Annotated in this window: 12 protein-coding genes; 5 read left to right on the forward strand and 7 right to left on the reverse strand. The window is 71.0% G+C overall.

What is annotated here, in order from left to right; genetic code table 11:
- The first annotated feature begins 10 nt into the window (after positions 1-10).
- The 4 genes from tilS to folE all read left to right on the forward strand — a co-directional run bounded on the left by tilS (position 11) and on the right by folE (position 4,758).
- Positions 11-1,153: a tRNA lysidine(34) synthetase TilS gene (tilS, locus tag ACFXKG_RS09995; protein WP_384835114.1), complete on the forward strand. Its 1,143-nt coding sequence runs from the start codon at positions 11-13 to the stop codon at positions 1,151-1,153.
- A gap of 93 nt (positions 1,154-1,246) precedes the next feature.
- Entirely contained in the window at positions 1,247-1,807 is a 561-nt protein-coding gene (gene hpt / locus ACFXKG_RS10000) for a hypoxanthine phosphoribosyltransferase (RefSeq protein WP_384835117.1), read from the forward strand.
- Between the two features lie 201 nt (positions 1,808-2,008).
- Positions 2,009-4,036: an ATP-dependent zinc metalloprotease FtsH gene (gene ftsH / locus ACFXKG_RS10005; RefSeq protein WP_384835120.1), complete on the forward strand. Its 2,028-nt coding sequence runs from the start codon at positions 2,009-2,011 to the stop codon at positions 4,034-4,036.
- 116 nt (positions 4,037-4,152) lie between these two features.
- Positions 4,153-4,758: a GTP cyclohydrolase I FolE gene (folE, locus tag ACFXKG_RS10010; protein WP_382893766.1), complete on the forward strand. Its 606-nt coding sequence runs from the start codon at positions 4,153-4,155 to the stop codon at positions 4,756-4,758.
- Between the two features lie 28 nt (positions 4,759-4,786).
- Here the strand turns inward: folE and ACFXKG_RS10015 are convergent, their stop codons facing one another.
- The 6 genes from ACFXKG_RS10015 to ACFXKG_RS10040 form a co-directional block, all read right to left on the reverse strand.
- Positions 4,787-5,287, reverse strand: coding sequence for a DUF3180 domain-containing protein (locus tag ACFXKG_RS10015; protein ID WP_384835123.1), 501 nt, complete (start codon positions 5,285-5,287; stop codon positions 4,787-4,789).
- 118 nt (positions 5,288-5,405) lie between these two features.
- Entirely contained in the window at positions 5,406-6,020 is a 615-nt protein-coding gene (gene folK / locus ACFXKG_RS10020) for a 2-amino-4-hydroxy-6-hydroxymethyldihydropteridine diphosphokinase (RefSeq protein ID WP_384835126.1), read from the reverse strand.
- Positions 6,017-6,376, reverse strand: a complete 360-nt coding sequence (folB, locus tag ACFXKG_RS10025; RefSeq protein WP_365806154.1) for a dihydroneopterin aldolase — start codon at positions 6,374-6,376, stop codon at positions 6,017-6,019. The genes folK and folB overlap by 4 nt, the downstream gene beginning before the upstream one ends.
- Positions 6,377-6,569: 193 nt before the next feature.
- Positions 6,570-7,103, reverse strand: a complete 534-nt coding sequence (locus ACFXKG_RS10030) for a nuclear transport factor 2 family protein (RefSeq protein ID WP_384835292.1) — start codon at positions 7,101-7,103, stop codon at positions 6,570-6,572.
- Between the two features lie 8 nt (positions 7,104-7,111).
- Positions 7,112-8,014: a dihydropteroate synthase gene (gene folP / locus ACFXKG_RS10035; RefSeq protein ID WP_384835129.1), complete on the reverse strand. Its 903-nt coding sequence runs from the start codon at positions 8,012-8,014 to the stop codon at positions 7,112-7,114.
- A 97-nt stretch (positions 8,015-8,111) separates the two neighbouring features.
- On the reverse strand, positions 8,112-10,073 hold the full coding sequence (locus ACFXKG_RS10040) for a phosphatidylglycerol lysyltransferase domain-containing protein (RefSeq protein WP_384835132.1): 1,962 nt from the start codon (positions 10,071-10,073) through the stop codon (positions 8,112-8,114).
- A gap of 146 nt (positions 10,074-10,219) precedes the next feature.
- Between ACFXKG_RS10040 and ACFXKG_RS10045 the strand changes: the two genes are divergently transcribed.
- Positions 10,220-11,335 carry an alpha/beta hydrolase gene (locus ACFXKG_RS10045; protein WP_384835135.1) on the forward strand — a complete coding sequence of 372 codons (1,116 nt, stop codon included), beginning with the start codon at positions 10,220-10,222 and terminating at the stop codon, positions 11,333-11,335.
- A gap of 29 nt (positions 11,336-11,364) precedes the next feature.
- Here the strand turns inward: ACFXKG_RS10045 and ACFXKG_RS10050 are convergent, their stop codons facing one another.
- Positions 11,365-12,570, reverse strand: a complete 1,206-nt coding sequence (locus ACFXKG_RS10050; RefSeq protein ID WP_384835138.1) for an ABC transporter ATP-binding protein — start codon at positions 12,568-12,570, stop codon at positions 11,365-11,367.
- Positions 12,571-12,687 lie beyond the last annotated feature (117 nt).

Here is a 12,687-nt window from a genome sequence, read left to right on the forward strand (position 1 = left end):
GGCACCGGATATGGGTCCCCATCCTGCGGTCGCGGCGATACGCCTGGCGGTCCGCCGCGTACTTCACGAGGTCCTCACCGACCACGCCGAACTCCTCTCCGCCACCTCGCACGCCTCCCCGCTCCCGCACGCTTCCTCGCTCCCGCACACATCCCCGACCCCGCACTCCCCCCTCACCGCCGACGAACCCCCGCTCGTGCTCGTCGCCTGCTCCGGCGGCGCCGACTCCATGGCGCTCGCCTCCGCCCTCGCCTTCGAGGCGCCCAAGCTCCGCGTACGGGCGGGCGCCGTCACCGTCGACCACGGCCTCCAGGCCGGCTCCGACCTCCGCGCCGCCGAGGTCGTCGCCCGGCTCCGCGCCATGCGCCTCGACCCCGTCGAGTCCGTCGCCGTCACCGTGGGACTCGAATCGACGAGGGTGGCGCACAGCGCCCCGAACGCGGGAGGCGGCGGACGCCGGGCGGGCGGCCCCGAGGCCGCCGCCAGGGACGCGCGCTACGCCGCCCTCGACGACGCCGCCGAACGCCATCGTGCCGTCGCCGTCCTCCTCGGCCACACCCGCGACGACCAGGCGGAGACCGTCCTCCTCGGCCTCGCCCGGGGCTCCGGCATCCGCTCCCTGTCCGGCATGGCGGCCGTCTCGGGGGCGGCCGGACGCTACCGGCGCCCCTTCCTCCAGCTCGACCGGCAGACCGCCCGCAAGGCCTGCCTGGTCCAGTCCATCCCCGTCTGGGACGACCCGCACAACGCCGACCCCGCCTACACCCGCTCACGGCTGCGCCACGAAGGACTGCCGGCCCTGGAGAAGGCCCTCGGCAAGGGCGTCGTCGAGGCCCTCGCCCGTACGGCACAGCTCTCACGCGACGACGCCGACGCCCTCGACGCCTGGGCCGCCGACGCGGAGGGGACCGTACGGGACGAGACGGGGCAGCTCGCCTGCGCGGGGCTGTACGCGCTGCCGCCCGCCGTCCGCCGCCGGGTGCTGCGCCGGGCGGCCATCGCCGCGGGCGCCCCGGCCGGTTCGCTGTTCGCCCGTCACATCGAAGAGGTCGACCGCCTGATCACGGGCTGGCGCGGCCAGGGAGCCATCAATCTGCCCGGCCGCGTGGAGGCCAGGAGGCAGGGTGGCAGACTGGTCATCCGGCAGGGCTGAAGCGCTGACGCACTACGGCTGTGTCTCCCGGGCCGCCAGGACGTGTTCGAGCACTTCCGTCCGGCCCCGGACCCCTGGCCGACAACGAAAGTGATGCGGGTGGACGACAAGGACATGGGCAACGACCTCCAGTCGGTGCTCATCACCAAGGAAGAGATCGACGCGAAGCTGGCCGAACTGGCCGCGAAGATCGACGCGGAGTACGCAGGCAAGGATCTGCTTCTCGTCGGTGTCCTCAAGGGCGCCGTGATGGTCATGGCGGACTTGGCGCGGGCCCTGTCCACCCCCGTGACGATGGACTGGATGGCCGTCTCCTCGTACGGGGCGGGCACCCAGTCCTCGGGCGTGGTCCGGATCCTCAAGGACCTGGACACGGACATCAAGGGCAGGCACGTCCTGATCGTCGAGGACATCATCGACTCCGGACTGACGCTGTCGTGGCTGCTCTCCAACCTCGGTTCGCGGGAGCCGGCCTCGCTGGAGGTCTGCACCCTGCTCCGTAAGCCGGATGCCGCAAAGGTCGCGATCGACGTCAAATGGATCGGCTTCGACATTCCCAATGAGTTCGTCGTCGGATACGGCCTGGATTACGCGGAGAAGTACCGCAACATTCCCTTTGTCGGCACTCTCGCGCCGCATGTCTACGGCGGCTGACACGGGACCTGGGACGGGCCGCGGCGACCGCCGCCGGGAACCTCTCCCCGGCGCGCGCCGTTGGAGCAGGGGAAGACGGGTTCGTCAGCCGTCCCGTGCGGTCGCGGGCCATGATGCTGGGGTACCTTCCCAGGAACAGTCTTTTCTCACAGCAGCATTTACCTACGGGCAGGAGGGACGGGGCGACTTCGCTCCGTATGGATGGACGTGAAGCGATACTTCCGTGGGCCGGTCATGTGGATCGTGCTGGCCGTCCTCGCCGTGGTCGTGTTGATGCAGGTCGTCGGCTCTTCGGGCGGCTACAAGACGGTGGACACCGGTGAGGTCGTCCAGGCGATCGACAAGAACCAGGCCGAGCAGGTCAAACTGACCACCGGCGATGACCAGATCATCAAGGTCGACCTCAAGGACGGCCTGAAGGTCAAGGGCAGCGACAAGATCCAGGCCAGCTACATCGGCAATCAGGGATCCTCGCTGGCCGCAACGCTCCAAACGAAGTTCCAGAACGGTGACATCACCAAGGGCTACACGGTCTCGCCTTCGAAGCAGAGCCCGTTCCTCTCGGTGCTGTTCTCGCTGCTGCCCTTCGTGCTGATCGTCGTGGTCTTCCTGTTCCTGATGAATCAGATGCAGGGCGGCGGATCGCGCGTCATGCAGTTCGGGAAGTCCAAGGCCAAGCTCATCACCAAGGACACCCCGAAGACGACCTTCGCCGACGTGGCGGGGTCCGACGAGGCGGTCGAGGAACTCCACGAGATCAAGGAATTCCTCCAGGAACCGGCGAAGTTCCAGGCTGTCGGCGCCAAGATCCCGAAGGGTGTGCTGCTCTACGGCCCGCCCGGTACGGGCAAGACGCTGCTGGCCCGCGCCGTCGCCGGCGAGGCCGGAGTGCCGTTCTACTCGATCTCGGGCTCCGACTTCGTCGAGATGTTCGTCGGTGTCGGCGCCTCCCGGGTGCGCGACCTCTTCGAGCAGGCCAAGGCGAACGCCCCGGCGATCGTCTTCGTCGACGAGATCGACGCCGTCGGCCGGCACCGCGGCGCGGGCCTCGGCGGCGGGCACGACGAGCGCGAGCAGACGCTGAACCAGCTCCTGGTGGAGATGGACGGCTTCGACGTGAAGGGCGGCGTCATCCTGATCGCCGCCACCAACCGGCCGGACATCCTCGACCCGGCGCTGCTGCGCCCGGGCCGGTTCGACCGGCAGATCGCCGTGGACCGTCCGGACATGCAGGGCCGTCTGGAGATCCTCAAGGTCCACCAGAAGGGCAAGCCGGTCGCCCCGGACGTCGACCTGGGCGCCGTCGCCCGTCGTACGCCCGGCTTCACCGGCGCCGACCTGGCGAACGTGCTGAACGAGGCCGCGCTCCTGACGGCGCGCGGTGACGGGAAGCTCGTCGACAACCACGCCCTGGACGAGGCGATCGACCGCGTCGTGGCGGGCCCGCAGAAGCGGACCCGGATCATGTCCGAGAAGGAAAAGAAGATCACCGCGTACCACGAGGGCGGTCACGCCCTGGTCGCCGCGGCGTCTCCGAACTCCGACCCGGTGCACAAGATCACGATCTTGTCCCGCGGCCGGGCCCTGGGCTACACCATGGTCCTGCCCGACGAGGACAAGTACTCCACCACGCGCAACGAGATGCTCGACCAGCTCGCCTACATGATGGGCGGGCGCGCGGCGGAGGAGCTGGTCTTCCACGACCCGACCACCGGCGCGGCCAACGACATCGAGAAGGCGACGGCCACGGCGCGGGCGATGGTCACGCAGTACGGCATGACCGAGCGGCTCGGCGCGATCAAGTTCGGCGGCGACAACACCGAACCGTTCCTCGGCCGGGAGATGGCGCACCAGCGCGACTACTCGGAAGAGGTCGCCGCGCTCGTCGACGAAGAGGTCAAGAAGCTCATCGAGACCGCGCACAACGAGGCGTGGGAGATCCTGGTCGAGAACCGTGACGTACTCGACAATCTGGTCCTGGCGCTCCTGGAGAAGGAGACGCTCAACAAGGAGCAGATCGCGGAGATCTTCTCGACCATCGTGAAGCGCCCGTCCCGTCCGGCGTGGACCGGCTCGTCGCGGCGTACGCCGTCGACGCGTCCGCCGGTGCTCTCGCCCAAGGAGCTGGCGCTGACCAACGGCGCCTCGGGGTCCAACGGCGGGATGCCCGCCGTGACTTCCGGTGAGACGCCCACCGAGGCGGTTCCGGAGGAACGTCCGGAGAGCTGACAGCGGGCCGGGCCGTCCGAGGGCCCGGAATGGATGCCGCGTCCCCCAGGTTTTAGCCTGTGGGGGCGCGGCATTCGTATGACCGCACACGAGGACGGCACAGGAACGAGGCACACATGACCGACCCGGTGACGCTGGACGGGGAGAACCTGGTCCGCGAGTTCGACGAGAAGCGGGCCGAGAATGCCGTGCGTGAGCTGCTGATCGCGGTCGGGGAGGACCCGGACCGCGAGGGGCTGCGGGCCACCCCCGGCCGGGTGGCCCGCGCGTACAAGGAGATATTCGCGGGGCTGTGGCAGAACCCCGAGGACGTGCTGACGACCACGTTCGACCTGGGCCACGACGAGATGGTCATGGTGAAGGACATCGAGGTGACGTCCACGTGTGAGCACCATCTCGTCCCGTTCGTCGGGGTCGCGCACGTCGGCTACATCCCGTCGACGGACGGCAAGATCACCGGGCTGTCGAAGCTGGCCCGGCTCGTGGACGTCTACGCCCGCAGGCCGCAGGTCCAGGAGCGGCTGACGACGCAGATCGCCGAGTCCGTGATGGAGATCCTGGAGCCGCGCGGGGTGATCGTGGTCATCGAGTGCGAGCACATGTGCATGTCGATGCGCGGCGTACGGAAGCCGGGTGCGAAGACGATCACCTCGGCCGTACGCGGCCAGCTCCGCGATCCGGCGACCCGTGCCGAGGCGATGAGCCTGATCCTGGCCCGTTAACGGGCGCTGCCGCGGACCGGGGCCCGGGTCAGGCGGGCCCGGCCGGGGCGGCGCCGTTCTTGTGTCCCTCGCCGTTGCCGTCCTCGGGGAGCTTGCAGACCCGTTCGAGGAAGAACGCCGCGACGATCACCGCGATGCCCGCCAGCACGGAGAAGGCCGCGTAGATGGCTTGGTCGCGGCGGGCGGGGATGTCGAGGGAGCCGAGCAGGAAGACGCCCGTACCGCCGTACAGCCCCGAGACCAGGGCGGCGACCAGCGCGCTCGCCTGGCCGAAGACCACGGCGCGGGCCGCCATCAGCGGATCGACGCCCCGCGCGCCCGGGCGGCGCTCCCGTTGGGCCTTGAGCCGGGAGCGCAGGGAGAGCGCCGTCGCGGCGAGGACCGCGGCGATCGCGGCGAGCACGATGGGCGCCGCGAGCGGCACGCTCGGCAGGGTGCCGAATGCGTCCCAGAGGCGGGCGGCCGCCCACGAGAGCACACCAGCCACCACGAACAGGCCGGCGAGGACGCCGATCCGCAACTGCTTCACCGAGAAAGCCGCCCTTCACTTCGCTCCGCCGAACCGATCCGCCCCGAACCGATCCGCCCCGACCCGGACCCGCCCGAGCCGGCCCGCCTCGCAGAGCCTAACGGGCCGTCCCGTACGACTATTCGGGCAGGCGCAGTTCCAGGTCGGACCGGGGCTGCACACCCTCCTGGCCGACATCGGTCAGCAGGTCGGCCACCGGGCCACGGCCCGGGACCTGTGCCTCCGGATCCACGTCGTGCCACGGGGCGAGGACGAAGGCGCGCTGGTGGGCGCGGGGATGCGGAAGGGTGAGCCGCGGGTCGTCCGAGACGACGTCCGCGTACGTCAGGATGTCCACGTCGATCGTGCGCGGCCCCCAGCGCTCGTCACGGACCCGGTCGAAGGCCTCCTCGATGGCCTGGCCGCGCTCCAGCAGTGAGGACGGCGGCAGCGTCGTCTTGATGACCACCACCGCGTTGAAGTACGACGGCTGGGAGCCGGCGTCGACGCCCCAGGGCTCCGTCTCGTACACCGGGGAGACCGCTTTGACCCGGACGCCGGGGGTGTCCTCCAGGGCGTCGATGGCGCCCTGGATGGTCTCCAGCCGGTTCCCGAGATTGGAGCCGAGGGCCACCACGGCCCGCTGCGGGTTGGACAGCGTGCTGTCCGCGGCGTCCACCTGGGCGACCACGGAGGCGGGCACCGGCTGGACCGTGGGGTCGCTCTGCGGCCCGTTCGATGGAAACAGACTCATACTCGACTCCGGGTGATGGTGATGGTCACGTCGTCGAAGGGCACGGTGATCGGGGCGTCCGGTTTGTGCACGACCACCTCGACCTCCTGGACGCCGTCGTGTTTCAGGCAGCTCTGGGCGATGCGTTCCGCCAGGGTCTCGATCAGGTCGACGGGCTCCCCCTGGACGACCTCCACGACCTCCTCCGCCACGATGCCGTAATGGACGGTCTTCGCCAGGTCGTCGTCGGCCGCCGCGGGCCGGGTGTCGAGGCCGAGCACCAGGTCCACGATGAAGGTCTGCCCCTCCTCGCGCTCCCGGGGGAAGACGCCATGGTGCCCGCGAGCCTTGAGGCCGCGCAGCGCGACACGATCCACGCGAATCACTCCTGCTGTCGTTGGTCGTCGGGGCACCCGGTCGCGAACGGGTGCGGCCCTGTGCCCATATGTGAATCTACCTGCGGCCACCGACAGTGCCGCCCCGCGGGGTGACGGGGAAGGGCGCCGCACAACTGGTAGGCGCCCCTACCCGCGGGTTCTCGCGGTCAATCCACACGGACCCCTTACCCCCTCACGCGGGTGGCACGTCGTCCATGTTGTCGCCGTTCCCGCCGTTCCCGCCGTTCCCGCCGTTCGCGCCCTTCTCGCCGTCGTCGTCGGTTTCGGTCAGAACGGGTGAACCGTGGTGCGACCAGATCTTCCACCCCTCCGGTGTGCGCCGGAACACGTTCGTCGCGACGACGAGCTGGCCCACCAGCGGTCCCAGCTCATTGCCGTCCTCGGCGGGGCCGCCGCTGAGGATGTTCTCGGTGCAGGTCACCAGGGCGGTGTCGGCGCCCACGGAGACCTCGACATCGGTGAGGAAGAACTGAATGTACTCGGTGTTCGCCATGATCAGGGCGTACGAGCGCAGCACGTCACCGCGCCCGCTCAGCACCGGCCAGCCCGGGTGGACGCAGGAGATGCCGGAGTCCTCGCCGTCCAGCCAGAGCCCCGACAGGGCCTCGATGTCACCGCGTTCCATCGCCTCGTAGAACGTGGTGTTGGCCTGCTCGACCCGCTCGCTGTCCGTGGGCCCGCCGTCGTCCGGCACCCCGCTCTCCATACGCGCGGTCACCGCTCGCCCCCGGCCGCTTCGCGGTCCTCCCGGGCCGGGCCTTGGGCTCCTTCGACGGCGCGGGCCACCCGGACCGCGTCGGCGGTCGCCCGTACCTCGTGGACCCGGACCGCCCAGGCGCCCCGGTGGGCGGCGATCGCGGAGACCGCGGCGGTGGCCGCGTCGCGCTCCCGGGCGGGCGGCGGGGCGCCGTCACCGCCCGCGAGGACATGGCCGAGGAACCGTTTACGGGAGGCGGCGACCAGCAGCGGACGGCCCAGCGAGCGCAGCTCGGGGAGGTGGGCGAGGAGTTCCAGGTCGTGCTCGGCCCGCTTGGCGAAGCCGAGCCCGGGGTCGACCACGAGGCGCTCGGGGGCGATACCGCCCGCGACCACCGCGTCCATCCGCGCGCGCAGTTCGGTGAGGACCTCGGCGACGACATCCTCGTAGACCGCGCGGCTGTTCATCTCCTCGCTGAAACCGCGCCAGTGCATCACGACGAACGGCACCCCGGCGGCGGCGACCGCGGGCACCATCGCAGGGTCGGCGAGCCCGCCGCTGACGTCGTTGACCAGCGCCGCGCCCGCGGCGACGGCCCGCTCGGCGACGGAGGCGCGCATCGTGTCGACGGACACGGTGACCCCCTCGGACGCCAGGCCCCGCACGACGGGGACGACGCGCCGCAGCTCCTCGTCCTCGTCGACCCGCGTCGCGCCGGGCCGCGTCGACTCGCCGCCGACGTCGACCAGGTCGGCGCCCGCGGCGACGAGATCCAGGCCGCGTTTGACGGCGGCGGTGGTGTCGAACCAGCGACCGCCGTCGGAGAAGGAGTCGGGCGTCACATTGATGACCCCCATGACCGCACACCGGTCCCACTCCGGCAGCCCCTGGACCGTGCCGCGCCCGCGCAACGTACTCATATGCCCCACCCTAGGGCCTGCTCATACGCCCTACCTTGGGGCCTGCTCATATGCCCCACCCTGGGGCCGGTCGTTCCGCGGGCCCCAGGGGGAACCCCTACGCCATCTCCCGCGCCGTACGGACCCCGGGGTCGGGGCGGCGGTCGGCGGGGCCGGTGCCGGGGGTGCGGCCACCGCCGGGCGGGTGGCGCCTGGTGCGGCCGAGGCGGCGCAGCGGGCGCGGGAGCGACAGCGTCACGAAGCCCTCCGCCTGCATCGCGGCGAACCCGATCCGCGGCAGGTCGCCGGGGGAGCGGAAGACCACGTAACGCGGTTCCCAGCGCGGTTGGAACTTGGCGTTGAAGCGGTACAGCGACTCGATCTGGAACCAACGCGAGAGGAAGACCAGCAGCCCGCGCCAGCCGCGCAGCACGGGGCCCGCGCCCAGGCGTTCGCCGCGGGCCAGGGCCGAGCGGAACATCGCGAAGTTGAGCGAGACCCGCACCACGCCCAGCGCGGGCGCGGCGCCCAGCGCGGCGACGATCAGCAGCTCGTTCATGCCGGGGTCGGCGGAGCGGTCGCGGCGCATCAGGTCCAGGGACATCCCGTCCGTCCCCCACGGGACGAAGTGGAGCACCGCCTTCAGGTCGCCGTACGGGCCCGGCGCCTCCTCGTCCGGCCGGTGCGCGGTGGCGATCACCGAGTCGCCGTCTGCGGGGTCGCCGATCCGGCCCAGCGCCATGGAGAAGCCGCGCTCCGTGTCCGTACCGCGCCAGTCGTCGGCGGCGCCGCGGATCCGCTCCACCTCGTCGTCGGAGAGGTCACCGACGCGCCGTACCCGGGTGACGTAGCCGGCCCGCTCGATGCGTGTCACCATCTGGCGTACGTTGCGCATCGCGCGGCCGCGCAGGGAGAAATCCGGCACGTCCACCACCGCTTCGTCGCCCAGCTCCAGCGCGTCGAGCCCCGTCTCGCGGGTCCAGACCGCGCCGCCGGTCTCGCTGCACCCCATCACGGCCGGGGTCCAGGAGTGGGCCTTCGCCTCGTCCATGAAGCGTTCGATGGCGCCGGGCCACGCCTCCACGTCGCCGATGGGGTCACCGCTGGCGAGCATCACCCCGGAGACCACGCGGTAGCAGACGGCCGCCTTGCCGCTGGGCGAGAAGACCACGCCCTTGTCGCGGCGGAGCGCGAAGTGGCCCAGCGAGTCGCGGCCGCCGTGCCGGTCGAGCAGGGCGCGCAGCCGCCGCTCGTCGTCCGCGGTGAGGTGCGCGACCGGGTGTGCGGGCCGGAAGGCGAGATAGGCGGTGGTGAGCGCGGTGAGCAGGCCGAGCGCGCCGAGGGAGTAGCCGACCGTGCCGCTGACCATCCCCCGGTAGTCGATGGGGCCGTCGACGCCGAACAGCCCGTACAGCACGTGTTCGAGCCGTTCCGACAGGCTCGGGTTACCGATGGTGCGGTGCGGGTGGACGCTGACGATGACCAGGCCGAGGCCGATGGACCCCGCGCCCATCACGACGAAGTTCGCCAGCGCCCGCCAGCGGCTGCGCGGGTCGGGCAGGGCGGCGAACTCCCCGCGGTGGCGCACCACCAGGGCGAGCAGCCCCAGCGAGAGCAGGGCGCCGATGAGGGAGTGCCGGTAGCCGAACTGGGCGACGGTTCCCACCGGCAACAGGAACACGGTGGCCCGCCAGGCGCGGCGCTTGCGCCGTTTGAGCCCGTGCGCGAGCAGCAGCAGGAGTACGCCGGCGCTCAGCGAGAGCGCGGCGGCGAAGGGGCCGAGCGCCCCGGGCAGCACCTCGGCGAGGGAGTGCATCCGGCTGTGGCGGAAGCGCGGGAAGACGCCCGCGGTGATGTCGACGAGACCGATGAAGGCGCAGGCCGTGCCGACGAGCCAGGGGACCGACTCGGGGTGAGGGCCGCGGAGCAGGCGGCGCGCGAGGGACTGCGGTTGCTGCGGTTGCTGTGAGCCCTGCGGGTGCTGCGGGGATTTGGGCGACTTGTTGGAGGGCGTCCCGGTGGACTGCCCCGACCGATCCGGAACCGATCCTGATTTATCCCCATCTAGCGTCACAGACATCGCTTCCCGTGGCTCCGCGAGAGAGTGTGGGCCCGAGTCCGCTTCTTCTTCGCGGGCCCGGACATTTTGCGCCCTCTAGGACGGGGCTTTCGGGGGGAGGGTTCCTCTGCATCCGGGAAAATCTCACGGAAGAAAGCTCGGTCGACATGGGTCTTACCAGTCGTAAGGTTCTGGCCTTGGCCGTCCTGCTGGCCGTGGCGCTGTTCGTCGCGACCATCTGGCTCTGGCCGCGGCTTTCGCGGCGTACGGCGCGGGCCGTGCTCGGCAGGATCGGCCTCACCTTCGCCACCCAGGTGGCGATCTTCGCCGCGGTGGGCCTGGCTGCCAACCAGTACTTCCTGTTTTACGGCACCTGGGGAGATCTCTTCGGCCAGGAGCAGGAGCTGGGTTCCGTGGTCGGCCACGCGGTGGCGGACGGCAGGCATGTGACGATCATGGACACACAGCGCACGGCGGTGCCCGGCGCGGTCCGGCCGGCGATGGCGGGGGAGATCCAGAAGGTCGCCGTGGCGGGAGCGGCGTCGGGGATCGACTCCACCGCGTACGTCTATCTGCCGCCCGAGTACTTCCAGCCGCAGTTCGCGAAGCAGACGTTCCCGGCCGCGGTGGTGCTCACCGGCTACCCGGGCGTGGCCGAGAACCTGATCAAGGGCCTGAACTACCCGACGACCGCCTGGCAGCTCGCCAGGCACGGCAAGATGCAGCCGATGATCCTGGTGATGCTGCGGCCCACCGTGGCGCCGCCGCGCGACACCGAGTGCGTCGACGTGCCCGGCGGCCCGCAGACCGAGACGTTCCTCGGCGCGGACCTGCCCCGGGCCGTCTCGGCGACGTACCGGGTCAAGGCCGCGCCCCGCAACTGGGGCATCATCGGCAACTCCACCGGCGGCTACTGCGCGCTGAAGATCGCCCTGCACCACCCGGAGCAGTACTCGGTGGGCGCCGGGCTCTCCGCGTACTACAAGGCGGCGGAGGACCCGACGACCGGCGATCTCTTCCACGGCGACCAGCGGCTGCGCGACCGCGCCGACCTGCTGTGGAGCCTGGACCATGTGCGCCAGGGCGACTCGTCGCTGCTCGTCACCAGCTCCAGGAAGGGCGAGCGGAACCTCCAGGACACCGAGCGGTTCATCCGGAAGGTCAAGGCGCCCGCGCAGGTGTCGTCGATCATCCTCGGGAGCGGCGCGCACAACTTCAACACCTGGCGCCGGGAGATCCCGCCGGCCCTGGAGTGGATGTCCGGCAGGCTCAGCGCGAACTGAGCGGGCTCAGCGCGGACCGGGGCGGCTCCTCACGGTGCGACGAGCTTGCTGACGGTCTCCAGCTCGACCTCCGTACGGTCGATGGCCTGCGCGTCCGCGTCGATCGACCGGCGCAGCGCCTCGTGCAGCCGCGCCGGGGTGAGGACCCCGAGGAACCGCCCCGTCTCCTCCCGGTCGATGACCGCTATCCACCCGGCGTCGTGCTGGAGCATCGTGGCGAACGCCTGCTTGAGCGAGGCGCCGACCGGCAGCCACGCCTCCATCCGGCGGGCGTGCTCCCGTACGGTCCCCGACGCTCCCGGGGCGGCCGGGCCACCGCCGGCGGCCCGGGTCGCCTGTTCGGCGGCGAGCCAGCCGTGCAGGTTGTCGTCGGAGTCCAGGACGACGGCCCAGCGCGCGCCCTGCCCGGCCAGCTTCGCCGCGGCGCGGGCGAGCGGGTCGTCGAGATGGACGACGGGCGGCTGTTCGAGGTCGCCCTCCTCGATGGGGGTGACCGAGAGCCGCTTCAGGCCGCGGTCCGCGCCGACGAAGTCCGCGACGTACGGGGTGGCCGGGGCGCCGAGCACCGCCGCCGGGGCGTCGAACTGCTCGATCCTGCCCTGTCCGTAGACGGCGATACGGTCGCCGAGCCGGACGGCCTCCTCGATGTCGTGCGTGACGAACAGCACGGTCTTGCGCACGGCTGCCTGGAGCCTGAGGAACTCGCTCTGGAGGTGGTCGCGTACGACGGGGTCGACCGCGCCGAACGGCTCGTCCATCAGCAGGACGGGCGGGTCGGCGGCGAGGGCGCGGGCCACCCCCACGCGCTGGCGCTGGCCGCCCGAGAGCTGCTCGGGGTAGCGGTCGCCGTAGACGGACGGGTCCAGTCCGACCAGGTCGAGGAGTTCGGCGGCGCGCGCCCGGCCCTTGGCACGCTGCCAGCCGAGGAGATGGGGGACGGTCGCGGTGTTCTCCAGGACCGTCTTGTGCGGAAAGAGGCCGACCTGCTGGATGACATAGCCGATACGGCGCCGGAGGCTGACCGGATCGATCGCGGATATGTCGTCCCCGTCGAGGAATATCCGCCCCTCCGACGGTTCGATGAGGCGGTTGACCATTTTCATGGTCGTGGTCTTGCCGCAGCCGGAAGGTCCGACGAGCGTGACCAGTTCGCCTTCGGAGACCTCGAAGGAGAGATCGTCCACCGCGGTGGTGCCGTCCGGGTACCGCTTGGTGACATGCTCGAATCGGATCATGGTTCCCCATTGTGCGGCGCGTTGTGTGAAGGCAATGTTGCTGGAATGTGGCGGGCTTCCGCGAATGTCAGAGGTCGGGGATAGGGTCGCCCGGGTCGGAGGTTGTGGAGGCCGACG

The sequence above is a fragment of the Streptomyces sp. NPDC059255 genome (assembly GCF_042752355.1).
In the GTDB taxonomy this organism is placed as follows: Bacteria; Actinomycetota; Actinomycetes; order Streptomycetales; family Streptomycetaceae; genus Streptomyces.

Excerpts from the sequence above, each read along its gene's own strand:
- folE (WP_382893766.1), top strand. The coding sequence starts at position 4,153 with ATGACCGACCCGGTGACGCTGGACGGGGAGAACCTGGTCCGCGAGTTC.
- ACFXKG_RS10030 (WP_384835292.1), bottom strand. The coding sequence starts at position 7,103 with ATGGAGAGCGGGGTGCCGGACGACGGCGGGCCCACGGACAGCGAGCGG.
- ACFXKG_RS10050 (WP_384835138.1), bottom strand. The coding sequence starts at position 12,570 with ATGATCCGATTCGAGCATGTCACCAAGCGGTACCCGGACGGCACCACC.
- folK (WP_384835126.1), bottom strand. The coding sequence starts at position 6,020 with ATGAGTCTGTTTCCATCGAACGGGCCGCAGAGCGACCCCACGGTCCAG.
- ACFXKG_RS10040 (WP_384835132.1), bottom strand. The coding sequence starts at position 10,073 with ATGTCTGTGACGCTAGATGGGGATAAATCAGGATCGGTTCCGGATCGG.
- ACFXKG_RS10045 (WP_384835135.1), top strand. The coding sequence starts at position 10,220 with ATGGGTCTTACCAGTCGTAAGGTTCTGGCCTTGGCCGTCCTGCTGGCC.
- hpt (WP_384835117.1), top strand. The coding sequence starts at position 1,247 with ATGCGGGTGGACGACAAGGACATGGGCAACGACCTCCAGTCGGTGCTC.
- folP (WP_384835129.1), bottom strand. The coding sequence starts at position 8,014 with ATGAGTACGTTGCGCGGGCGCGGCACGGTCCAGGGGCTGCCGGAGTGG.
- ftsH (WP_384835120.1), top strand. The coding sequence starts at position 2,009 with ATGGACGTGAAGCGATACTTCCGTGGGCCGGTCATGTGGATCGTGCTG.
- tilS (WP_384835114.1), top strand. The coding sequence starts at position 11 with ATGGGTCCCCATCCTGCGGTCGCGGCGATACGCCTGGCGGTCCGCCGC.